General features: G+C 44.3%; 25 protein-coding genes. 19 read left to right on the top strand and 6 right to left on the bottom strand.

Annotated elements, in window-relative coordinates; translation table 11 throughout:
* Positions 1–52: 52 nt before the first annotated feature.
* Positions 53–1,039, bottom strand: coding sequence for an alpha/beta fold hydrolase (locus APB76_RS10235; protein ID WP_054963384.1), 987 nt, complete (start codon positions 1,037–1,039; stop codon positions 53–55).
* Between the two features lie 86 nt (positions 1,040–1,125).
* Here APB76_RS10235 and rhtB point away from each other — a divergent pair, with 86 nt between their 5' ends.
* The 7 genes from rhtB (at position 1,126) to APB76_RS10200 (ending at position 7,512) form a co-directional block, all read left to right on the top strand.
* The gene (rhtB, locus tag APB76_RS10230; RefSeq protein WP_054963385.1) at positions 1,126–1,743 is read left to right on the top strand and encodes a homoserine/homoserine lactone efflux protein; all 618 of its coding nucleotides are present in this window, start codon (positions 1,126–1,128) and stop codon (positions 1,741–1,743) included.
* A 21-nt stretch (positions 1,744–1,764) separates the two neighbouring features.
* A complete protein-coding gene (locus APB76_RS10225; RefSeq protein WP_054963386.1) occupies positions 1,765–2,991 on the top strand; it encodes an EAL and HDOD domain-containing protein in 1,227 nt (408 codons plus the stop codon).
* Between the two features lie 97 nt (positions 2,992–3,088).
* Positions 3,089–3,430, top strand: coding sequence for a metalloregulator ArsR/SmtB family transcription factor (locus APB76_RS10220; protein WP_004745032.1), 342 nt, complete (start codon positions 3,089–3,091; stop codon positions 3,428–3,430).
* 24 nt (positions 3,431–3,454) lie between these two features.
* A complete protein-coding gene (locus APB76_RS10215; protein ID WP_054963387.1) occupies positions 3,455–4,456 on the top strand; it encodes an ArsJ-associated glyceraldehyde-3-phosphate dehydrogenase in 1,002 nt (333 codons plus the stop codon).
* 158 nt (positions 4,457–4,614) lie between these two features.
* Positions 4,615–5,106, top strand: a complete 492-nt coding sequence (locus tag APB76_RS10210; RefSeq protein WP_054963406.1) for a cyclin-dependent kinase inhibitor 3 family protein — start codon at positions 4,615–4,617, stop codon at positions 5,104–5,106.
* A gap of 71 nt (positions 5,107–5,177) precedes the next feature.
* Positions 5,178–6,398 (top strand): organoarsenical effux MFS transporter ArsJ, encoded by a 1,221-nt coding sequence (gene arsJ / locus APB76_RS10205; RefSeq protein ID WP_054963388.1) that lies wholly within the window; start codon positions 5,178–5,180, stop codon positions 6,396–6,398.
* 100 nt (positions 6,399–6,498) lie between these two features.
* Positions 6,499–7,512 (top strand): acyltransferase, encoded by a 1,014-nt coding sequence (locus tag APB76_RS10200; RefSeq protein ID WP_054963389.1) that lies wholly within the window; start codon positions 6,499–6,501, stop codon positions 7,510–7,512.
* Here APB76_RS10200 and APB76_RS10195 read toward each other — a convergent pair.
* Entirely contained in the window at positions 7,509–7,841 is a 333-nt protein-coding gene (locus APB76_RS10195; protein ID WP_054963390.1) for a DUF2500 domain-containing protein, read from the bottom strand. The two genes, APB76_RS10200 and APB76_RS10195, sit on opposite strands and share 4 nt — an antisense overlap.
* A gap of 267 nt (positions 7,842–8,108) precedes the next feature.
* Here APB76_RS10195 and APB76_RS10190 point away from each other — a divergent pair, with 267 nt between their 5' ends.
* From APB76_RS10190 to APB76_RS10175, 4 genes are all read left to right on the top strand, one after another.
* A complete protein-coding gene (locus tag APB76_RS10190; RefSeq protein ID WP_049845293.1) occupies positions 8,109–8,474 on the top strand; it encodes a hypothetical protein in 366 nt (121 codons plus the stop codon).
* Between the two features lie 934 nt (positions 8,475–9,408).
* On the top strand, positions 9,409–10,032 hold the full coding sequence (locus tag APB76_RS10185; RefSeq protein WP_054963391.1) for a lysoplasmalogenase: 624 nt from the start codon (positions 9,409–9,411) through the stop codon (positions 10,030–10,032).
* A gap of 62 nt (positions 10,033–10,094) precedes the next feature.
* The gene (locus APB76_RS10180) at positions 10,095–10,331 is read left to right on the top strand and encodes a YecH family metal-binding protein (protein WP_054963392.1); all 237 of its coding nucleotides are present in this window, start codon (positions 10,095–10,097) and stop codon (positions 10,329–10,331) included.
* A 141-nt stretch (positions 10,332–10,472) separates the two neighbouring features.
* Positions 10,473–11,057 (top strand): YhgN family NAAT transporter, encoded by a 585-nt coding sequence (locus tag APB76_RS10175; RefSeq protein WP_049845296.1) that lies wholly within the window; start codon positions 10,473–10,475, stop codon positions 11,055–11,057.
* Positions 11,058–11,103: 46 nt separating this feature from the next.
* On the opposite strand, the gene APB76_RS10170 is transcribed toward APB76_RS10175, so the two are convergent.
* Positions 11,104–11,370 carry a DUF1145 domain-containing protein gene (locus tag APB76_RS10170; RefSeq protein WP_049845297.1) on the bottom strand — a complete coding sequence of 89 codons (267 nt, stop codon included), beginning with the start codon at positions 11,368–11,370 and terminating at the stop codon, positions 11,104–11,106.
* A 10-nt stretch (positions 11,371–11,380) separates the two neighbouring features.
* The gene (gene rsmD / locus APB76_RS10165) at positions 11,381–11,983 is read right to left on the bottom strand and encodes a 16S rRNA (guanine(966)-N(2))-methyltransferase RsmD (RefSeq protein ID WP_054963407.1); all 603 of its coding nucleotides are present in this window, start codon (positions 11,981–11,983) and stop codon (positions 11,381–11,383) included.
* Positions 11,984–12,191: 208 nt separating this feature from the next.
* Between rsmD and ftsY the strand changes: the two genes are divergently transcribed.
* From ftsY to glpG, 6 genes are all read left to right on the top strand, one after another.
* Positions 12,192–13,385: a signal recognition particle-docking protein FtsY gene (gene ftsY / locus APB76_RS10160; RefSeq protein ID WP_064429700.1), complete on the top strand. Its 1,194-nt coding sequence runs from the start codon at positions 12,192–12,194 to the stop codon at positions 13,383–13,385.
* 78 nt (positions 13,386–13,463) lie between these two features.
* A complete protein-coding gene (ftsE, locus tag APB76_RS10155) occupies positions 13,464–14,138 on the top strand; it encodes a cell division ATP-binding protein FtsE (RefSeq protein WP_049845299.1) in 675 nt (224 codons plus the stop codon).
* Positions 14,128–15,096 (top strand): permease-like cell division protein FtsX, encoded by a 969-nt coding sequence (ftsX, locus tag APB76_RS10150; protein WP_049845300.1) that lies wholly within the window; start codon positions 14,128–14,130, stop codon positions 15,094–15,096. The genes ftsE and ftsX overlap by 11 nt, the downstream gene beginning before the upstream one ends.
* A gap of 183 nt (positions 15,097–15,279) precedes the next feature.
* Positions 15,280–16,137, top strand: coding sequence for an RNA polymerase sigma factor RpoH (gene rpoH / locus APB76_RS10145; RefSeq protein WP_049845301.1), 858 nt, complete (start codon positions 15,280–15,282; stop codon positions 16,135–16,137).
* 452 nt (positions 16,138–16,589) lie between these two features.
* A complete protein-coding gene (gene glpE / locus APB76_RS10140) occupies positions 16,590–16,916 on the top strand; it encodes a thiosulfate sulfurtransferase GlpE (RefSeq protein ID WP_049845302.1) in 327 nt (108 codons plus the stop codon).
* 4 nt (positions 16,917–16,920) lie between these two features.
* The gene (glpG, locus tag APB76_RS10135) at positions 16,921–17,754 is read left to right on the top strand and encodes a rhomboid family intramembrane serine protease GlpG (RefSeq protein ID WP_054963394.1); all 834 of its coding nucleotides are present in this window, start codon (positions 16,921–16,923) and stop codon (positions 17,752–17,754) included.
* 44 nt (positions 17,755–17,798) lie between these two features.
* Here the strand turns inward: glpG and APB76_RS10130 are convergent, their stop codons facing one another.
* Entirely contained in the window at positions 17,799–18,206 is a 408-nt protein-coding gene (locus APB76_RS10130) for a flagellar basal body-associated protein FliL (protein WP_054963395.1), read from the bottom strand.
* Positions 18,207–18,371: 165 nt separating this feature from the next.
* Here APB76_RS10130 and APB76_RS10125 point away from each other — a divergent pair, with 165 nt between their 5' ends.
* Together APB76_RS10125 and ubiA are read left to right on the top strand one after the other, a co-directional pair.
* Positions 18,372–18,911, top strand: a complete 540-nt coding sequence (locus tag APB76_RS10125) for a chorismate lyase (RefSeq protein WP_054963396.1) — start codon at positions 18,372–18,374, stop codon at positions 18,909–18,911.
* On the top strand, positions 18,912–19,766 hold the full coding sequence (gene ubiA, locus APB76_RS10120; protein WP_049845306.1) for a 4-hydroxybenzoate octaprenyltransferase: 855 nt from the start codon (positions 18,912–18,914) through the stop codon (positions 19,764–19,766).
* Positions 19,767–19,828: 62 nt separating this feature from the next.
* On the opposite strand, the gene plsB is transcribed toward ubiA, so the two are convergent.
* Entirely contained in the window at positions 19,829–22,264 is a 2,436-nt protein-coding gene (gene plsB, locus APB76_RS10115) for a glycerol-3-phosphate 1-O-acyltransferase PlsB (RefSeq protein WP_193395081.1), read from the bottom strand.
* Between the last annotated feature and the right edge of the window lie 174 nt (positions 22,265–22,438).

Raw genomic sequence — 22,438 nt, 5'->3', positions numbered from 1 at the left:
TGAACATAAAGGGGAAAAAGAGGGTAAAGATCACCCTATGGTATTTCCTATTTTAGTGCTGTTCGAAAAAGGTCAATGTGGTATCAAGGGCTTGGTTGCGAAGCTCATCTTTTTCAAACAGTAGCTCGTGCTTCGCACCGTGAACGATCTTAAATGCGCATTGGGTATTGGTGCGAGCAAGTTTTTTCATAAAACGTATTTGAGCTTGATTTGACACGATTTGGTCATCACTCGCTTGCATGACCAATAAAGGGGCCTTTAGGTGGCGAGTCATTAAATAGCACTGCTTACATGACATCAGCCCCTGCCACACCCAACGCGTGCTTGCACCACCAATTTTAAGCTCAGGTTGTTGATCATAGAGATCACGAAACCAGTGATAGCGGACATCGCTTTGACTTAGTAAGTTACCGTCAAATGGTTTGGGGAAATAAGCCATCTGGCCTGGAGCGAATGTGGGTTTGGGATAAATAGCGGTTAATATTTGGCCTAGAATTGTCGCAATAGGCTTTAAATGCCAAGGTAAATCCACGCCGTACATAGGTGCACTGAGCGAAACGGCATCAAATGGGTAGTCGTAGGTTTGCAGATAACGAGTTGCGATGTTCCCCCCCATTGAGTGGCCCAATAAGTAGCGCTTCTGATACATGTCTAAGCTGAAATGATGCAGCAGCTTGTCGAAGTCTTTGACGTAGTCATCGAATTCTTCAACATAGCCCATCTGCTTGTCTTCAATGAGGCGGTCAGACAAACCTTGGCCACGATGGTCGTAAGAATAAATATCGTAACCCTGGTGGAATAGGTCGTAAAATAGCTCTTGGTATTTTATGGTGCACTCAATACGCCCATTGACAACGACTATGGCTTTGTTGTGCTCTGGGGAAGTGAGCTTAATCCAGTACAGCGCGGTTTTATCGAACGATTTTATATAACCTTCTTCTCTAGACTCCCATAATTTAGCAATATTGTTATTGATTGCTTGCTCAAAATTGGACTCTTGAGTATAAGAAGGAGTAATGTTGAAGCTTGAATCATTCATGGTTGTTAAGCGCCTGATTACGGTTTCATTTTTGCGACAGAGTTAGATTATGTGTCTCTAGCTGCATTTAGTCGAGAGGAAATACTATGGATATGCACGTTTGGCTTGCTTATGTGGTCACCGCGATTGTTTTTAGCTTAGCGCCGGGGTCTGGCACGGTGAACTCAATTAGTAACGGTTTGAGCTATGGTACTCGTCGTTCGCTGGCGGCAATTGTAGGGCTTCAGATTGGTCTAACTATCCATATTATGTTGGTTGGTGCTGGCATTGGTGCGTTGGTGGCTCAGTCTGCGTTCGCCTTTAGTATAATCAAATGGGTGGGTGCCGCTTACTTGGTTTGGTTAGGTATTCAAAAGTGGCGCGATCACTCTAGCTTAGCAGCCACGGAAGCGACTCAGCACCTATCGAGCAGGAGTTTGATGCGTAAAGCAGTATTGATCAACCTGACTAACCCTAAGTCTATTGTGTTTTTAGTTGCTTTGTTTCCACAGTTTATAGACCCAACTAAAGATCAACTAACCCAACTTATGGTATTGGGTGTGACAACTGTGACGATCGACGCGTGCGTGATGTTGGGCTATACCAGCTTGGCGGCGCAAATGGGGCGCTTTATTCGCTCTGATAAGATCATGTCGCGCATTAATAAAGTCTTTGGCTCTATGTTTATGGGCTGTGGGGCTCTATTAGCGGCAGCAAAAGCGTAGTCAGCTATCATGCCTAATCGGATGAGAGACACCTATGTGGCTCGCCAGCCTATACTCAATGCCAAGCGACAAACTCTAGGGTATGAGTTGCTGTTTCGCGACGGTGAAAACAACGCGTACCCTGCTCATGTTGAATCTAATCGGGCGACATACCGCCTGATTGTTGAAAATTTTCTATCCATAGGCACTAATCCAGCCTTGGCAACATCACGCTGTTTTATCAATTTTCCTCACACTAGTTTAGTACGTTTATTACCCCTTTCTTTGCCTAAGGATCAAATCGTCGTTGAGGTGCTGGAAACCTGTACGCCAGATGATGAGTTGTTTGCAGCGATCAAGCAGATTCATGCCAGTGGTTACTTAATTGCACTGGATGATTTTGTTTATAAGCCGGAGTGGGAACGGTTTCTTCCGTATGTGCAAATAGTCAAAATCGATATTATGGCGACCGGGCTTGAAGAGTCTTGTGCTCTGGTTAAGGAGCGTTTAGCTAAGGGAATCAAACGTAAGTTTCTTGCAGAGCGAGTCGAAACAGAGGAAGAGTTTCTTGCGACGCGATCCGCGGGTTTTAGTTTTTTTCAGGGTTATTTTTTCAGCAAGCCACAAATTGTCCGACAACGTTATGTCAGCCCTCAGCACGCTATAGCGATGGAGCTGTTCAAAGAAGTGTGCCAGTCGGAGGTCGATTTTGAAAAGGTCGAGCGAATCGTCGCTCGTGACGTGGCACTGTCGTATAAACTGCTGCGCTTCGTTAATACCATGTCGAACCGTATCGCAGTCCCTATCTCTTCTTTCCGTCAGGCTTTGGTCTACCTTGGTCAAGATAAGCTTAAAATCTTCGTTTCTTTAGCGGTTGCCTCGTTCGTTTCCGCTAACAAGCCGAAAGAAATCTATACCTTATGTTTGCAGCGAGCCCAGTTTTTCTTGCTGATGGCAAATGACAATCCTTTCAACCAATTCCGCGAACAAGCTTTCCTGATTGGCTTACTGTCTCTGCTGGACTCCATGTTGGATATGTCCCTTAAAGACCTAGTGGAGCAACTCCCTTTAGCGGCGGCAATCAAGGTCGCTTTGTTAGAGAGGCAAGGCCCTTTTGGCGACCTTCTCAGACTGGAAGAGTGCTACGAAAGCGCAGATTGGCAGGGGATGGAAGCAGCGTGTGAGCAGCTTAACCTATCACTTAATGAAGTTATGCCACGTATTTCTCAGGCTCAGCGCTGGAGCCAAGATCTCAACACCATCGTTTAGTTTATTTATTAAGCTTTTATGACAATGCATATGTCAGGCTTGATCTAAGCTCATTTTTAAATGAATATATACGCATATCCATATATGAGTATGTTCTATGTTACCTCACCAATTCTTTAAGTTGTTGTCTGATGAAACTCGTGTTCGCTGCCTGATGTTGATTATGCGCGAAGAGTGTTTGTGTGTGGGTGAATTGACCGAAGCGCTACAAGAGAGCCAACCGAAAATTTCTCGTCATCTGGCTCAGCTACGCTCAAATGGCATTTTGGTTGATGTCCGTCAGGGGCAATGGGTGTTCTACCGTTTAGCTGCTGATTTACCGGGATGGATGAAAAAATTGATTGATGATCTTGTTGCTTCTAACTGCCTTAAAACAGAGTACCAACAAGATATTGAACGACTTCATGCAATTCAGGCGCGACCTGTTTGCTGTCAGTAATTAAGCAACGCAAGAGATAAAATTATGGCAATTAAAGTAGGTATTAACGGTTTCGGTCGTATTGGACGTTTAGCGCTTCGAGCGGCTTTTGATTGGCAGGAGCTAGAATTTGTCCAGATTAATGATGTAGCAGGTGATACTGCGACGCTTGCACATCTGCTAGAGTTCGATTCAGTGCAAGGTCGCTGGCATCACGAAGTCAAAGCCGAAGGCAATCAAATCCTAATCAATGGTCAGGTTATCAATACCACTCAAGAGAAAGAGATTGATGCGGTCGACTGGTCTGGTTGCGATGTGGTGATTGAGGCTACAGGTGTACATCGCAAGTCTTCATTCCTCAACAAGTACCTAGCTCAAGGTGTTAAACGTGTTGTTGTATCGGCGCCAGTAAAAGAACAAGGCATTGCGAACATTGTTGTTGGCGTGAATGACGAGATATTCGATCCAGTGGTTCATCAGATAGTGACTGCCGCTTCTTGTACAACTAACTGTATCGCTCCGATTGTTAAGGTCATCAATGAGAAGTTAGGCATTGAAAATGCGTCGTTCACTACCATACATGATTTGACCAACACGCAAACTATTCTTGACGCACCGCATAAAGATCTTCGTCGTGCGCGTGCTTGTGGTATGAGCTTAATTCCAACTACGACGGGCAGTGCGAAAGCGATTGTTGAGATTTTCCCTGAACTAGAAAATCGCATTAACGGTCATGCAGTGCGTGTACCACTGGCGAACGCTTCACTAACCGACATTATCTTTGAAGTGAAACAAGATACCACCGCGGAAGAGGTGAACGCGTTACTCAAACAAGCATCACAAGGTGAATTCAAAGGCATTCTGGGCTTTGAAGAACGTCCATTGGTGTCGATTGACTACAAAGGTGACCAACGCTCTACGATTGTTGACGCGCTATCAACTATGCTCGTCGGTAAGCGTATGGTGAAAATCTACGCTTGGTACGACAACGAGATGGGTTATGCGACACGTACTGCTGAGTTAGTGCGTAAAGTTGGCTTAGCATAATACTCCTCATACTTTAATCTGCAGCGTTGTTAACTGCGTAAGTTCACCCTAATCACATAGAGCCCCTATGCTCATAGGGCTGAACTTACTTGTTGCCTAGCTGCAACTCCAATTATTTTAAGTATTGGTTCTATAAGAATTTTAAGAGATTGATGACGATGACACATCCAATATGGCAATTAGATGTAGAAAACGGAGCGTTAGTGCTTACTCCATGTCCAGGGACGAAAGGTGTTGATCTGGACAGCTCGCTTAAACAATTACAACAGCAAGGTGTTGAAGCGATTGTGACCGCATTAGACGACGCTGAACTTGCCAGCAAAGATGTCTCAGAGCTTGGGGCTAAAACGCAGCAACTTGGTATGCAGTGGTTCCAAATTGAGATTGAAGATGACTGCGCACCAGGTGCTGAGTTTGCCGTTAAGTGGCAAACCGCTAGCCCTGAGTTACACAAAATCGTTGATAGCGGCGGTAAAGTAGCGATGCACTGTATGGGGGGCTCTGGTCGTACAGGGCTTTTTGCTGCCCACCTATTGCTCGAAAAGCAGTGGAAACTGGAAGATATCGTTCGTGAAGTTCAAGCGCTGCGGCCAGGTGCTTTCACTAAGCCAGTGCAACTTGAGTACATTACAGCGGTAGCTAACCAATAATCTTTATGGTGCTTTTGGTACATGGGTGATCAAAAGCTCTATTCGCTGCACAATTGAGAGGGTTTCACCTTATGTTCTCCAATCTCAGCAAAAATGTGCGCCAGTATATGTTGGTGACATTCAACTACTGGAATTTCACCATCACGGATGGTGCGCTACGTATGCTGGTGGTGCTGTACTTCTATGATTTAGGCTACAGTTCGTTAGAAATTGCCTCACTTTTCCTCTTCTATGAGTTTTTTGGCGTAGTCACCAACCTGATTGGTGGCTGGTTAGGTGCGAGACTCGGTTTAAATAAAACCATGAATCTTGGACTTGCAATGCAAATAGTCGCGCTGTCAATGCTTGCGGTACCAAATGCATGGCTGACTATCCCTTGGGTCATGGCCGCACAAGCACTATCTGGTATTGCTAAAGATCTCAACAAGATGAGTGCTAAAAGCTCAATCAAGACATTGGTTCCGGATCAGCAGCAAGGCTCACTGTATAAGTGGATTGCTATTCTAACGGGATCAAAGAACGCATTAAAAGGTGCGGGGTTCTTTGTTGGCGGCCTTCTGCTTTCTACCATTGGCTTCAAATATGCCGTGCTTGCCATGGCGGGTGTATTAACACTGGTGTTCATTGGAAGTGTATTGAGTTTAGAAGCGGATTTGGGTAAAGCGAAAACTAAGCCCAAATTTAAGCAGATATTCTCTAAGTCAGAATCAATTAACATCCTCTCGGCAGCACGGCTGTTTCTATTCGGTGCTCGTGATGTATGGTTTGTGATAGCTCTGCCCATCTACCTTGGCAGTGTATTTGGTTGGGATCACTCATGGGTAGGTGGTTTCCTTGCTGTTTGGACGATTGCCTACGGCTTTGTCCAAGGTATCGCCCCTAAGATCACGGGTAAGGCTCAAGGTAAAGTGCCGGATGGCCATGCCGCTATGCTATGGGCAGGTGGGCTTGCTATTGTCACGGCGGGTATCGCCTATGCTGTACAAGTTGGTTGGCAGCCACAATTAGTGATTGTTGGAGGCTTGATGGTTTTCGGTGCTATTTTTGCCGTCAACTCTTCGCTACACTCGTATCTGATCGTCAGCTATGCAAAAGGCGATGGTGTATCGCTTGATGTCGGTTTCTACTATATGGCTAATGCGATGGGGCGTTTGATTGGTACTATCCTTTCAGGGTTTGTGTTCCAGATGGCCGGTTTAGCTGCGTGCTTATGGGTCTCTTTTGCTTTCCTTGCTTTGACGACCGTCATTTCGATTAAGCTACCTAAGATTAAACAAATCGCGACAGCGTAGAAATTTCCTACTGTTTCATGACTAAAAGCTGACCAAGGTAATACTTAGGTCAGCTTTTTTATTGCTATATTCAATAGGTTATTAGTACAAGGGGAGTGGCATGAGAGAAAGAGTTCTGTTTTTTGACTTACTGCGATGCGTAGCTGCGGTTGCGGTGATTGCGATTCACGTTCTTGCTCCGTACCGCCACGAACTTGGGCAGATCCCTTTTGGTGAGTGGGCTACTGCTGTCGGCGTGAATAGCGTCAGCCGTTGGGCGGTGCCTGTGTTTATCTTAATCACCGGGGCATTGATGCTCAGTGACAAGCGTCCCTTCGATGCCAAATATTATGTCAAAAGGCGTTTGGGTAAGGTCCTCGTTCCCTTTTTAATATGGTCACTGTTCTATGCGTATCTGTCAGGTTGGAGACTTAATGGCTTTGATGCCGCTCAAGTGAAGCAGGTTTTGGCAGACAGCGCTACCCATGCTACTTATTACCACTTGGGGTTCTTCTATTATTTTATTCCGCTCTATTTTGTTATTCCGTTTTTTCAGGTGGTGGTTAGGCAATATGGTGACAGTGCGCTGTACGCGTTTGTCGCTGTTTGGTTAGCGACCACTTTGCTGTTTCTATTGAGAATCGACGGGCCTTGGAATTATGAGCTGTGGTTGTACAGTGGCTATCTACCACTAGGCTATTTACTATATCAGAGAGTGCCTTTGACCAAGGTTTATGTTGCATTATTTACTGTGCTTGGATTAACGGCATTGTTTGCCACTGGCTATACAGTGATTACTGATAGTCTGGCTGTAGATGAATATACCGTTGGTCGATGGCTCTCGTACAAGACTCTTAATGTCGTACTGGCCGCGAGTATGATCTTTATGCTCTGCCGCTACTTTGGGGAGGGGCTTTCAGAAGCATCAAATAAAGTGATCGGGTTTATCAGCCAGCACAGTTTAGGTATCTATATTCTTCATCCGATATTCCTCTGGCCTATGAAGGAGTTTGCTTGGCATCAAGGCCACCCCGCGTGGGTTATCCCACTATGGATTGTGCTCAGTGGAGCGGGGGCATTAACACTAAGTTGGTTACTTTCTCAATCTTCGCGAACACGTTGGTTACTACCTTAGCGTTTCATCGCAAAGTGAAGAAACTTGTCACCTTGATAAGTTAAAGTACCTTGATCGCCCGGGCTTAGAGCGTGGAAGTAGTGAATGCCCACTTGGAATTCACGCTTTGGCCCAATACGACCTTTTTGAACGTAAATCCAATACTCTTGGTCTTCTTCTCCTGGTTTGGCATCCTCGACAGCGATCGATTGTTTATCAAGAACGGTCACTTCTGCGCTTTGCTCAGGAGCATTTTCACCTTGGATGTGTTTACGATAGAAATGAACGAATGCCCAGCCGCTCGCTAGAGCGAAAATCACGACAAAGGTAAATAGCAATGGTAGCGACATGATGGGGTCTCTTTTTCAATCGTCTCCTCTATATATTATCGAGAATCCATATTATGTGTTGGGCACGGCTCTTGCTGTAGAAACAAAGTGAACAATAGCATAAGAATATTCGAGGCATATCACACCCTGAGGTGCGTAAGGGAAACGGGTTTCTGTTTAGCTATTGATTCTTTTACACAAATTTACTTAAAACTTGCATAAAAAGTGGGACAGTAGATAGAAGAAAGATCAAACAGCCCCTAAACTTAATAGCGATGGAGGGAAACTATGTCTGATATTGAAAAAGTGGTCACTCGAACACGTAGAATCGAGAAACTCCTCCGAACGCAATATCATGCTGACGGTAAGGGAATGCACCAGCTTATCACCAGTTGCGAAGAGCGCTTGCCTCATGATGTGATTGATAAGCTGAGATATATCGCGACCATCCGTAACAAGGTGGTTCACGAAGATGATTTTAAGCTCGACAGTCGTAGGGACTTTCTCAGCGTATGCGATGAATGTGAAAAAGAACTTACGCCAAGAAGTAGCCGATTCATTTGGAGAGCCGCAATTACGTTGATGACGCTTATAACTTTGGCGGCATTACTGTTTTATTATGCGCATTGGGACATCTTATCCAAACATTTATAGCTTACACCGTAAAAATGGCATTTATTATAAGTGGCACTTGTTTAACCAAGTGGCTAACTTTTAGCTGATAAACGTACGCTCAATCGCCAGAAAATAAAAAGGGACGCAATTGCGTCCCTTTTTATTTATGTCTACTTTTCTTAGTACATCATCGGCAGTGTCATTAAACCAACGACGACTGCGATCATTACAAGTCCTTGTTTTTGTGAGGAAGAAATCATGGCACTGCTCCTTTAAATTGATGTTTTACGATATGTTTTAAAGAATAGCAGTATTTTAGTGGTTAGATCAAGTTATTTAATGGATAAGCCTTAAAAATATAACTTTTCTTGGCTGATTAGGCGATTTTGTCGTGACTATTCTTGTTTTTTATCGTTGGCTGTTTGCGTGAAAACTAGACGATTATTACTGTGTGAGTTTTTATGTGGTTGTTTTTAAAAGTTTTTTGCATGTTTTCAAGTTGTTGCTGTAGGTTTTTTTGTATGTTTTGGGTGGTTTGATTCTTCAGTTTGGGTTGTGTGTCAATTTACAATTTTATGACTGTATTTTGTCGTTGATTGACAATGGGCAGAGTAAGACGTTTGCCAATAAGCGGATGATTTAACGATAAAAATGGAAAATGAGACACCGTTCGTTATAGTTTGGTTTTCATAACTTGCTGTTATTTATGGTTTATTGTTTTTGTGTTGTTGTTTTTGAGCTTAAAGGGTGTGTTTTTGGCTGTTTGGATTGCTGGTAATGGTTTAACCCTGCATCAGAGAGTATTAGAGCAATTGACCACTTACATGACAGAGAGGCGAGTTTTAAGCGTGACTTGAGGTGAGCTAACTCTAGAGAGGTATAAGTATTATCGAGATCCAAGTTTTGCCTATTGGCGGTGGACATATAAGATGCTCTGCCTACACTAGCAGCTCATTTTTATTGAGGTGTTCGAATGTGGAGCTGGCTATCAGTTGCCCTGTCTGGGTATATCAGTATTTCCGCTAATGAAAGCAATCACATAAGACAAGCCGCGATGTTTAAAACAATGTCGCTGCTAATGCTAGTGGTGATGCTCTGGAGCAAAGAAGGTCTTGTAGGAGCGGCAGTTTGGTGGGTATCGCTTGGCCTAATCATTTCTATGATGGCAGACTGGCTCTACATCTATAGAAAACATCTTAAGCTCTGTTTTACTGGCTTTGTTATCGCACAACTTTTTTACAGTGCATCATTTTGGTCCAAGCTTGCTGGTGACATCGTCTGGTGGTTACCTGCGATGTTGTTAGGGATAGGCGTGGTAAGCTTTTTCTTACTGCTGCCTAAGATAGATCGATTAATTTTTCCTGTGGTGATGATGGGAATCGTCTTGCTGCAACTTAACTGGGCAGCAGGTGAGGTATGGTTGATCAATGGTGGTATCGCGAGTGCTGTGGGGTTTGTGGGTTCAATAACCTTAACTTTGTCGGCAGCTTTACTGGCGATACATGACTACAGACATTCTATCTACAAAGGACGCTATCTGATTTCCGGCAGTTATTTGCTGGCGCACTCATTGATTACTGCTTCGCTGATTATCTAAAATCAAAGAAACTTTCCTGTTTGACGGTATCCTCAATACAAATACATTATTGAGGAATGCTCATGTCGACTGAAATTCATGCCCACAACGTTCTAAACTTGCTAAGAGAGCGGCCCATGTCGAAGTCAGAGTTAGAGCTGGCAGTGAGTGAAGCATTTGGTGAGCAAGCGCGTTTTCGTACTTGTAAGTGTAATGGATTCAACCTCGATAGCTTACTTGAGTTCTTTATAGAGCGCGAAAAGGTGATTGTTGAGGATGGCGTATGGATGATCAATGCAGAGCGAGTGTGCAGTCACTAAAGCAAGTTTATCAAGCTAGAGTTACGACTGTTTCTATTTGCTAGATAAATTGCCGTAATGCCTCCAAATCGTTGAACGAGATTGCTATACTTCGCCGACTTTTTATGCGGTTAGACTTATCACGATTTTCTGGAGGCTTTTATGGACATACTTTCCGCCGCGACCATGCTGTTTTTGATCATGGATCCGTTAGGCAACCTTCCTATTGTCTTGTCTATCCTCAAGCACCTAGATCCTAAGCGCAGGCGCAAAGTTCTTATCCGTGAGCTGTTTTTTGCGCTTGGCATTTTGATGCTATTCCTGTTTGCCGGTAAGAGCATCTTGAACTTTTTGCATGTGCAGCCAGAAACTTTGAGTATTTCTGGTGGTATTATTCTGTTCATTATTGCTATTAAGATGATCTTCCCGAGTGGTGGTAGCATTACAGGTCTTGCGGCAGGTGAAGAGCCGTTCATTGTCCCCATGGCCATTCCAATGATTGCAGGGCCGTCTGTACTCGCAGCCCTATTACTTCTTTCCAGTCAACACCCTGATAAGTTGCTTGAGTTATCTGCCGCGGTATTGGCTGCGTGGGGGGTGACCTTCTTTATTCTGATGTTCTACAACTTCTTCCACCGTATCTTAGGTGAACGAGGACTAAAAGCGGTTGAGCGTTTGATGGGGCTGCTGCTGATAATGATTTCCACCCAGATGTTCTTAGATGGTGTGAAGAGCTACCTTGGCTAAGGTTTTCAGCAGATAAAAATGCCGCTGATTCAAGCGGCATTTTTTGTTAACTCATATGCTTGCGACGAATGTCGAGCAAAGCAAATATGCCAAAGACCAAAATGGACCACTTCTCCCAACTGCTCATTTTTATTTTGTCGCCAAAGGCACCGATAAAAATCGCCATTTGTAGACCGTGCATAATGAACAGAAAAGCGGTCATGATGTAGAGCGCGATGGCTGCTTTGCCGGGAAAAGGCACAAAAAAGTTAAGTAGAAGAATAAACCATACAAAACCAATTCCGGCTTTGGCTAACATAAGCAGTATTTTCATCGATATTTCCTTATTGATTAGGCTGCCTTTCAAATAGGCGGTAACTCACTTGGCCAGCACTCTTTTCGCGATGTAGGTGCCAATGGGCAGGAATACACTCTAGGTTGAGTTCCTTCTCTGTCTCAACATAGATCATCGCATCCTCTGCCAACCAACCGTTGCTCTCTAACAGTTCGATGGTTTGATCCAGCAAGCCTTTACGAAATGGCGGGTCAATAAACACCACATGATGCGGCGTTCCTGGTTTTTGTAAATAACTCAGCGCATCACTATTATGCACTTGCAAGTTGTTGGTGTTGAGGGAAGCGATATTTTTTTCTAACTGACGGAATGCGTTTGGGTTTAGCTCGATTAAGGTGACCATTTCAGCCTGGCGTGAAGCGGCTTCAAAGCCTAACCCTCCAGAACCTGCGAATAAATCGAGGCATTTCGCACGAGGAATATCCTGAGCGAGCCAGTTAAACAGCGTTTCTTTCACGCGATCGGTCGTCGGTCTTAATCCTTCGGCATCATGAACTGGGAGTTTACGTCCTCTCCATAAACCGCTAATAATACGAACAAAGCCAGTTGAAGGCTTTTTTTGTGATGTGTTTTGCTGGCGACGTCTTACCATAGATTTTTTGACCGCTAATAAAGTGATACTATAGCCAGTCGCTCTGCTGTGAGCGCTAACATACAGCCCAAATTTGTTGATGACAAAGTGTATACCATCGTATGGGTAGTGAAAACTTTTCACTTTGTTGTCATTTTCCTTTTCCGTGTGAGGATAATCTCTGCGGAAAAGAACCCGAGTTACATAAGATGTTCTAGGATAGCCCCAGATGACGGAAAAAAAGAAGCGCGGATTACTTTCTTGGCTTGGTTTCGGCGATGAAGAGCAAACCAAGCAACCCGCTGAAGAACAACAAAATCCAGTAGAAGAAGTCGTTGAAGAGACACAAGTTGTTGACGAACAAGTTGAGCAGCCGAAAACTGAACTAGCAGAAGCAGAAGCAGAAGCAGAAGCAGAAGCAGAAGCAGAAGCAGAAGCAGAAGCAGTTGATGAAGTGGTACAGCCTGTTGAACCTCGTGTGGCTGAACAAGAAAAACCAACTGAAAGCTTCTTTGCACGTTTAAAGCGTAGCTTGGCACGTACCAAAGCGAATATTGGTGCAGGCTTCTTTGGCTTATTTAAAGGTAAGCAGATCGATGATGAGCTGTTCGAAGAGCTTGAAGAGCAATTATTGATTGCCGATGTGGGGATGGATACCACACTAAAAATTATCGACAACCTAACCGAGAAAGCAACGCGCCAAGCTCTTAAAGATGGTGAGGCTCTGTACGGATTACTAAAAGAAGAAATGGCAGAAATTCTATCCAATGTTGAGAAGCCATTAGAGATCGACAGCGCCAAAACGCCTTATGTGATTCTTATGGTTGGTGTAAACGGTGTCGGTAAAACGACAACTATCGGCAAGTTGGCGAAACAATTCCAAGCTGACGGCAAAAAAGTCATGCTTGCGGCAGGGGATACCTTCCGTGCCGCGGCGGTCGAGCAGCTTCAAGTGTGGGGCGATCGTAACAACGTTCCTGTTGTAGCGCAGCACACTGGGGCTGACAGTGCATCGGTTATCTATGATGCGATTGAATCAGCAATAGCTAAAGGTGTCGATGTTGTGATTGCTGATACGGCAGGTCGTCTACAGAACAAAGCAAACCTTATGGAAGAGTTGCGTAAGATTGTCCGCGTTATGAAGAAAGTAGATGACTCTGCACCACATGAAATAATGCTGACCCTAGATGCGGGCACTGGACAAAATGCGATCAGTCAAGCCAAGCTATTTAGTGACGTAGCACCTCTCACCGGTATTACCCTAACTAAGCTCGACGGCACTGCGAAAGGTGGTGTGATTTTCGCGCTTGCTGATCAGTTCCAGATTCCAATTCGTTACATTGGTGTGGGTGAAGGCATTGATGACCTGCGCCCATTTGAAACTCAAGAGTTTATTGACGCATTATTTAGCCGCGAAGATTAATGCCCGTCATATTGGAAGCAACTGCTCCAACTACTTAGGGTATAAATACTGTATAGAAGTTCGTAAGAGGGATTTCGGGTGATAAAATTTCAGCAAGTGAGTAAGGCTTATCGTGGTGGTCGGCAAGCTTTACAGAAGGTCGACTTTCATCTTCGTCGTGGTGAAATGGCCTTTCTCGGCGGACACTCCGGCGCGGGAAAGAGCACACTGCTTAAACTAATTTGTGCCATAGAGCGACCGACCGATGGCAAGATTAGCTTTAATGACCACGATATCACTCGAATTCCAAACAAGGATATCCCTTTCTTACGCCGTAATATCGGTATCGTGTTTCAAGACCATCGCTTGCTGATGGACAGAAGCGTATTTGATAACGTGGCTTTACCAATGCGAATAGAGTCGATCTCAGAAAATGAAATCAAACGCCGTGTATCAGCGGCGTTAGATAAAACGGGGCTACTTGATAAAGCGAAGTGTTTGCCAAGCCAATTGTCTGGTGGTGAGCAGCAGCGCGTTGGCATTGCCCGTGCAGTCGTCAATCGCCCAACCCTCCTTTTAGCCGACGAGCCCACTGGCAATCTAGATCCCGAGCTTTCTAGCCGAGTATTGAAGTTGTTTGAAGAGTTTAACCGTGCGGGCGTGACAATCCTTTTAGCCACGCATGATATCGGGTTAGTGAATACTCGCCCACAATACCGCCACCTAGAGCTAAACCAAGGTTTTTTGAGTGAGGTTGAAGACTATGGGCAGTAATAAGCGCAACAAGAATGGCAATACCTCCCGAGCTAAAAACCGTGTGAAGAAAGACAGCTTTTTCACTGTTCACTTAAAGCAAGCTCGGCTTTCATTGACTGAGTTTTGGCAACGCCCGCTCGGTAATATTCTGACTTTAGCCGTCATCTCAATGGCGCTTGCTATGCCTTCTGCTTTATATCTACTGGGAAAGAATATTTCTGCGGCATCAACTGACGTAACTAGCCCATCGCAAGTGAGTGCTTACATAAAGGAGCACACACCAGAAGCAAGAATCATGGTGCTTAAAGACGAGTTGGAAACATCACTTGATGTGGCTAAAGTTGAGTACATTTCTCCGCAACAAGGTCTAGATGACCTGAGTCAATATTCGGGTTTTGAACAGGCGCTGAGTTTATTGGATGACTATGCATTACCTGGTGTGTTGGTGATTACACCGAGTAAAGAGGATAAAGAAGCTATTAAGCGTTTGGCGGCACGCGTCGCCATGGAAGATGGAATAACCGATGTCCGTTTAGATGAAGATTGGTTGACTCGACTGGATGCGATCAAGAACCTTGTCAGTGGCATCGTTATTACCTTGTCAGTGTTGATGCTTGGTTCTGTGTTCTTAATTGTTGGCAATACATTACGTTTTAATGTGTTAGCCAACAAAGAAGAGATCCAAACCATGAAGCTGATTGGTGCAACCAACAGCTATATTCTTCGTCCCTATTTGTATTCAGGAATGTGGTTAGGTTTAATTGGAGCGATTACCGCTTGGGTTTTAACAGCGGTAATCACAGTTCTTCTGAATAGTAGCGTGGAGCAATTGGCACTTTTGTATGATAGTCACTTCAGATTGGTCGGTCTGAGCTGGGATGAGTCCTTATTACTTATCATGCTAGGTACCTTCCTTGGCTGTTTAGCAGCAAAGGTTTCAGCGCAGCGTCATCTTAAAGAAATTGAACCCGTTTAATTGAACCGGATTATTTTGCTGTTGTCATACTATTGAAAAAAGTAGACGCTACCGTATACTTTTTCTCTTGTATAGACGAATTGTTTATGCATAATAACCTACCCCTGCTTGAAACCTGTTCATTTTAGGTTCAAGATTGATGGGTTAAAATATACTCCAGATCAGAGATTGATGAGGACTTGAATGGCTAACCAAGCATACCCAATGGCTGTAGTGACACAAGATAGCTTAGACAGCTATATTCGTTCAGTGAACAGCTATCCAATGCTAACTCCTGAAGAGGAGCGTGGACTTGCAGAACGTCTGCATTACGACGGTGAAATCGAGGCTGCAAAAGGTTTAATCCTTTCGCATCTGCGTTTCGTTGTACACGTTGCTCGTGGTTATTCGGGTTACGGTCTACCTATGGCTGACCTTGTTCAAGAAGGTAATATTGGTCTGATGAAAGCGGTGAAACGTTTCAACCCTGAAGTGGGTGTTCGTTTGGTCTCTTTCGCCGTTCATTGGATCAAAGCAGAGATTCACGAGTACGTACTGCGCAATTGGCGTATTGTGAAAATCGCAACCACTAAAGCGCAGCGCAAATTATTCTTTAATTTACGTAAGTCGAAAAAGCGCCTTGGTTGGTTTAACAATGGTGAAGTCGAAACCGTGGCACGTGAGCTAGGCGTTGAGCCAGCAGAAGTACGTGAAATGGAATCTCGCTTGGCTGCACAAGATGCGACATTTGAAATGCCAACCGATGACGACGACTCAAATGCTTCATACACTGCCCCTATGGTGTACTTAGAAGATAAGTTTTCTGATGTTGCAGACAATGTTGAAGCTGCAAACTGGGAAGCACACACGAATAATCGTTTGAGTTTAGCTCTAAAGAGTTTAGATGAACGTAGTCAGCACATCGTGCGTTCACGTTGGTTAGACGATAACAAGTCAACGCTTCAAGAGCTAGCTGAGACTTATGGCGTATCTGCTGAGCGAATTCGTCAGCTAGAAAAGAACGCAATGAAAAAGTTAAAAGCAGCGGTAGGCGAATTCTAACCACTGATTTTTCGCAAGAACATCGAAAGCCGAGATCTCATGATCTCGGCTTTTTTATTGCTGATCATTTATTGCTCTAATCGTTAGGAAAGGGATCGAGTTTCTCTCATCTTGCCTGTGGGTAACTCTGTGGTAAATTTCTTTGCTATCTGTCAGAAAGCAGGGTAGATAAAGGCATTTCGACGAGTTCTTCGATGGGGATAGTTTTACTTTTACACACAATAAAATAATGATCATTACTACATATAGTGGATCAAAAAGAAGCAAGATACTTTATCAACGCAATCCACAGATTTATCCACAGTTGGTGGATTTATGATCGCTGGTGGATAACCTTACTGACCTCGTGTACTTGTTAACCACTGGATAGGTTACAATGGAGCCATACCTAGTACACCTATAACCTTGAGGTTGTTAGGGTATTGCTTATTACAATATAAAAGAGAAAGTTCATGGATCAGTTTAAGCATATTGATGTCGGCGATGCGCAAGACCTTCTTCAGCAGGGAGATGCACGAATGGTTGATATTCGCGACCCTCAATCTTTTGCGGTGTCTCACGCTATAAATGCCTTCCACTTAACAAATGACACTATGGTGGCTTTTATGGAAGAGGTTGAGTTTGAGCAGCCAGTACTTGTGATGTGTTATCACGGTATTAGTAGCCAAGGTGCTGCACAGTATTTGATTAACCAAGGCTTTGAGCAGGTGTATAGTGTTGATGGCGGCTTTGAAGCATGGCAAAGGGCTGAGCTTCCGACACAATCTAACTTAGGGTAGCTTTATGTACCGACTCATCACCCTCAATAATCCGCGTATGGCACAAGCATTTATCGACTATATGGCTGCACGTCATATAGATATCCAGATGATGCCTGAGGGAGAAGGGCAATTTGCTTTATGGCTTACTGATCGTCAACATCAAGTAGAAACTGAAGCAGAGCTAAAGCAGTTTCTATCAGATCCCAATGCTAGTAAATATCAGGCCGCGTCATGGGATATGGCTGAAAGCCGTAAGAACCAGTTTAATTATCAGTCGCCGAGCATGCTGGCGCTGATAAAAGCGAAAGCCGGGCCTGTAACTTTGTCAATTATGGTGGTCTGTCTAGTGATTTTCGCTATGCAGCAATTAGGTTCAGGTGAAGGTGTTTTTGCTGTTCTACACTTTCCTGCTTTTGCTGGGCAAGAGTGGCAGCTGTGGCGCTGGGTTAGCCATGCTGTGCTGCACTTCTCTATCATGCACATTGCCTTTAACTTGCTGTGGTGGTGGCAGTTAGGTGGAGATATTGAGCAAAGACTGGGTTCGACTAAATTATTGCAACTGTTTGTAGTTTCCGCGGCTTTATCAGGAGCGGGGCAATATTGGGTTGAAGGTGCAAATTTCGGTGGTTTATCCGGTGTGGTTTACGCATTAGTGGGTTACTTATGGATGTTGGGTTATAAAGCACCACAGCTCGGCTTGGGTATGCCCAAACCTATTATTGGCTTTATGTTGGTGTGGTTAGTACTTGGTTTTGTTCAGCCTTATATGGCGATCGCGAATACCGCGCATTTAGTTGGCTTGCTATCAGGTATAGTGTTTGGCTTGATTGATGCGGGTAGAGCGAAAAAGAGGTAATAAAAAACGGCGCGTGGAGCGCCGTTTGAATAAGGGGAACTGAGCTACTGATACAAGTACTTGGTAAACAATAAATCAGCGATAATGGTTTTGCCTGTTTCTGGCAACAACGTTGCATTGAGTTGTTCAACCAGAGTCTTGCGTAGATCCTCTCGCCCCGCTAGAGAGGTAATGGTATCTTCAGATTGCTTGCCAAGTAGCTCGATCACTGCGTCGCGAATTAAGGGCTGATGAAGTTCGATAATACCAAGATCTGCTTCATTAGCGACCATGATGTCGATACGTACTTGGATGTAGCCAAGCTTTTTTCCTTTGGTGTAAAAGTTTGTGGTCAGATCTGGCTCTAAGGTAAAGTAAGCGAGCTTAGGAGCGCCTTCTTCTTGGGCTAAAACAGGCAGGCTGACAAGTATACCCAAAGCGATAAATATTTGGGCTAGGTAACGTTTAATCATATTTATAACTTTTCTTTCTTCCAATCACGATACTCGAATCGCCTGAGTCTTGTTACAATAGAGCATCTATTTGTAATAAAAATGCGTTAAGCACACGATGTGGTGGTTAACATTAAAGATTGAAGCTTTATTGTACGTTGATAAGGCTATTTATTGAATACTAGTATGAATCAACCAACTGCGCTTTATTTATCTGCTCTTCGCCAAGTCGATTGGCAACAACCAGATCATTTTAGCTTTCCTACTCAAAGTGCAAAAAAATGGCTGTTAGAACAGGGCTCATTATCACGTTTATTGGAGTCGTACTGCCAAACGTTGAGCGTCGACTTGCTCCATAATAAGGTCATTCGAAAAGAAAAGCTAAATGCGCAAGAAATAGAACTATTGGCTCGCGAAGAATGTTTGTTGCGTAAGGTCGTCTTAAAAGGAGACGGAGAATCGTGGGTACTAGGTCGTACATTAATCCCTCACTCCTCCATGCAGGGGCAAGAATATGACTTAGCTCAACAAGGAGAGATTCCTTTAGGATTAACTGTATTTAGTGCCAATGACGTCAAGCGAGATGCGCTGCAAGTCGGTGTTGTTGAGATCGACGGCCTGCAGTTGTTGGCGCGCCGCTCTCGTTTGTGGATGAATCACAAACCCATGTTAGTGGCAGAACTGTTTCTGCCTACCGCCCCTATTTATGCAAAGGAGAGCGTTTAGATGACGGCAGATAAAGCAGTCGCTTATTGGCAGTTAATGCGTATGGATAAGCCGATTGGCACCTTGCTATTACTTTGGCCGACACTATGGGCATTGATCATTGCAGCACAGGGGATGCCGAGCCTAAAAGTTCTATTGGTGTTTATTCTGGGCGTTATTTTTATGCGTGCGGCAGGGTGTGTAATTAATGACTTTGCCGACCGCAACGTCGACGGCCATGTTAAACGCACTAAGTTGCGTCCCTTACCATCAGGACGAGTGACCTCTAAAGAAGCGATAGGGCTGTTTCTGGTCTTAGCCATTAGTTCATTTCTACTGGTGTTGAGTATGAATGCGCTAACCATTCAGCTCTCTTTTGTCGGTCTGTTTTTAGCCTTCATCTATCCGTTTATGAAGCGCTATACTCATCTTCCGCAACTGTTTCTTGGTTTAGCTTTTAGTTGGTCCATCCCTATGGCATGGGCAGCCGAGGCCAATGAAGTGACTATAATGACATGGTTTATCTTTACCATTAATGCTTTATGGACTATCGCTTATGACACGCAATATGCCATGGTTGATAGAGACGATGACCTGAAAATTGGTATCAAATCGACGGCAATATTATTTGGCCGATTAGATAAGATGGTGATTGGCGTGCTTCAGTTAATCACTCTCGCGATGTTAATGTACGTTGGAATTTGGTTTGAGCTTGGCGCGAGTTACTACTGGAGCTTACTGATAGCCGGAGCTCTGTTTGTTTTCCAACAGCATCTGATCCGTCATCGTGAGCGGGAGCTGTGTTTTAGAGCATTTCTTAATAATAACTATGTTGGCATGATAGTCACTGTAGGCTTATTTCTCGCTTTCTGGTAAAGAGAAGGGCATCCACATTGGATGCCCTTTTTGTACTTAAACCCACAGACCCTAGTTACTAATTATTTAGTCTCTGTTGTTTGGCAAATACTCTCTTTGATGGTTAAGCGTACTTCTGGATAAAGCATCGAGTAAAGTAGGTTGGCTAACTCCGTGCTCTTACCGCTATCGCAGTTGCCATCACTATCTAGGTAAGCCTGTTGTTTCAGCGTGGTAAACAGCGCAGAGAAGACGCCCTTATCGAAGAATTCTGGCGCGTTGATACCGTGTAAGCGGCCTAAGCGCTGAGCGATATCTTGGCTCTTTAGTTCTAAATCTGACTTTCCGAGCTCAGGGTTTGCTACCAATAAATTAAGGGCAATCGCATAACGTTGCAGTGTTTCAGTGATCGTACGACCAAGCAGAACTAATACTTGGTTATTAGCCTGATTCATTGCGACGTTTTGCTCACTATCTATGGTTACTAAGCCTTGGTGAGCAATCTCTTCGATATAAGCCTCAGTTAGATCGCCCAGTTTCTCTTCTTCAATACTTAAGAACAGTTCCTGTTTGAGGAACGGGTAGACAAGCGCCACATTCTGTTTGATCTGCTCTAAAGATAATTGTTGATGACGAACTAGCATCTGGGCAATTAACGATGGCAGAGCCAATAAATGAATGATGTTGTTGCGATAGTAGGTCATTAGAATCGATTGGTTACGATCCAGTGACACGATTTCTCCCATGCTGTCCGTCTCGATAAGGAACTTATCCAGTGTTTCAGCATGTTTGACTAGCGCTTGTGCATCATCTTCAGGCACTGTGTAGGTTGCAGAGTAAGGCACATTCTTTAGGATCGACAAATAACAATCGATCTGATTGACCAAGCTATCACGCGACAACGCTCTTTGGCGAGATGCGAGCAGTGCCGTAGCACAGAGTGTCAGTGCGTTGGTCGCTGTAGCATCATTAATATGCGTCATCATCTTGGTGGCTAAACCATTCACTACTGGGTTGAGCCATTGTGGTTTGGTCGCCCCCATAGGGTCGATGTCTTTAGTCCACTGTGGAGCGTGTTCGTTCAGGTACTGGTTAAGTGGAATCGGTTCACCAAAGTTAACATAGCCTTGGCCAAAATTACGCAGTTTGCGAATCGTACGTAGGACCAGACCTGCATTCTCTTTCTCTTTACGTTTACCGCGCAGTTCTTTGGCATAGGTACTGACTTCCATGACATGTTCATAGCCGATGTAAACCGGAACAAGTGTCACTGGGCGATTCAAACCACGCAGCATGGCTTGGACAGTCATGGCCAACATTCCTGTTTTGGCCTGTAGTAGGCGACCTGTACGCGAGCGCCCACCTTCACTGAAGTACTCCACCGAATAACCTTTGGCGAAAAGCTCAGCTAGGTATTCACGAAAGATGGTTGAGTAGAGCTTGTTACCTTTAAAGCTGCGACGAATAAAGAACGCGCCGCCACGACGGAAAAGAGGACCCGCAGGAAAGAAGTTAAGGTTGATACCCGCAGCAATGTGTGGAGGAACCATTCCTTCGCGGTAAAGTACGTAAGAAAGCAGCAAGTAGTCCATATGGCTACGATGACAAGGCACGTATACTATCTCGTGACCATCTTGCGCCAGTTTACGTACTGTTGCCGCGTTGTTGATGTTCAAACCTTGATAAATACGGTTCCACAACCAGCCCAGCAGGCGTTCGCCATTTTTTATTAAGGAGTAAGAGAAGTCTGCGGCGATCTCATCCATGATCGCATGAGCTTCTTTACGCACTTTCTCGATCGGAATGTCTTTCGAGTTCGCCTCATCCATGATGACTTTTTCAATCGCTTTAGACTTCATCAGTCGATTAAATAGTGCCTGACGGCTAGGCAAATTAGGACCTGAAGCAGCAAGCTTCTGACGAGAGAAGTGGATACGAGCTACTCTCGCCAATTTGTGGGCAATCGAAGCATCTGTACCATGCGAGTCTGCCATATAGCGCAGAGAAACAACTGGGCTAATACGGACTAGACAATCACGACCAGATAACAAAACTGCTTTTGCTTTTTGTGGGCCGTTTAGAGATTGTAGGTAAGGTTTTTGCTGTGATTCTTTACCTGGTTTACGCCCCCAAAGTACAGTCGCGGGAATCATTTGAACATCAAGTGCTGAATCAAACTTGTGCAGTTCAAGTAGATCAGAAAAAAGAGTCACTGATGTGCTAGGTATGTTTTGATCGCTATCCATTACCGTCTGACGAGCGGAGGTGAATACATAGCGGTTAAATTCTTTGCCGTTGATTTCGACCGGTTGTAGTGGGTCGGGTAATCCGAGATCCATAACCTGCTTTTGCAATGCAATTAGATCAACAGCCGAGCGATATGGCAGAGCGTAAATAATGGGCTTGTTTATATCAATACTATGATCTTCAATAGGATTTGAAGGAATTGTAGTCCCTTTGACTAACACTGACATTGGCAGTTTTAGTAAGGTTCGCGATAACATTCGTCCAGAAGACATAAGGTTCTTAGCCTCAAAAATAGATGGTTTGCATAAGCACATTTCCATTTCTCTAACCGTAAGAGTGGAAACGCAGCCAAGCGTGTATTTTTATAGCCGGCAAGGATAACAGAAACTGGTCGAACCTTTTACTGATTATTGATTATGAAAACGTCAATTTTCTACTTATTCAGC

This window comes from Vibrio bivalvicida, from assembly GCF_001399455.2.
In the GTDB taxonomy this organism is placed as follows: domain Bacteria; phylum Pseudomonadota; class Gammaproteobacteria; order Enterobacterales; family Vibrionaceae; genus Vibrio; species Vibrio bivalvicida.
This window is presented reverse-complemented; position numbering and strand designations above follow the sequence as displayed.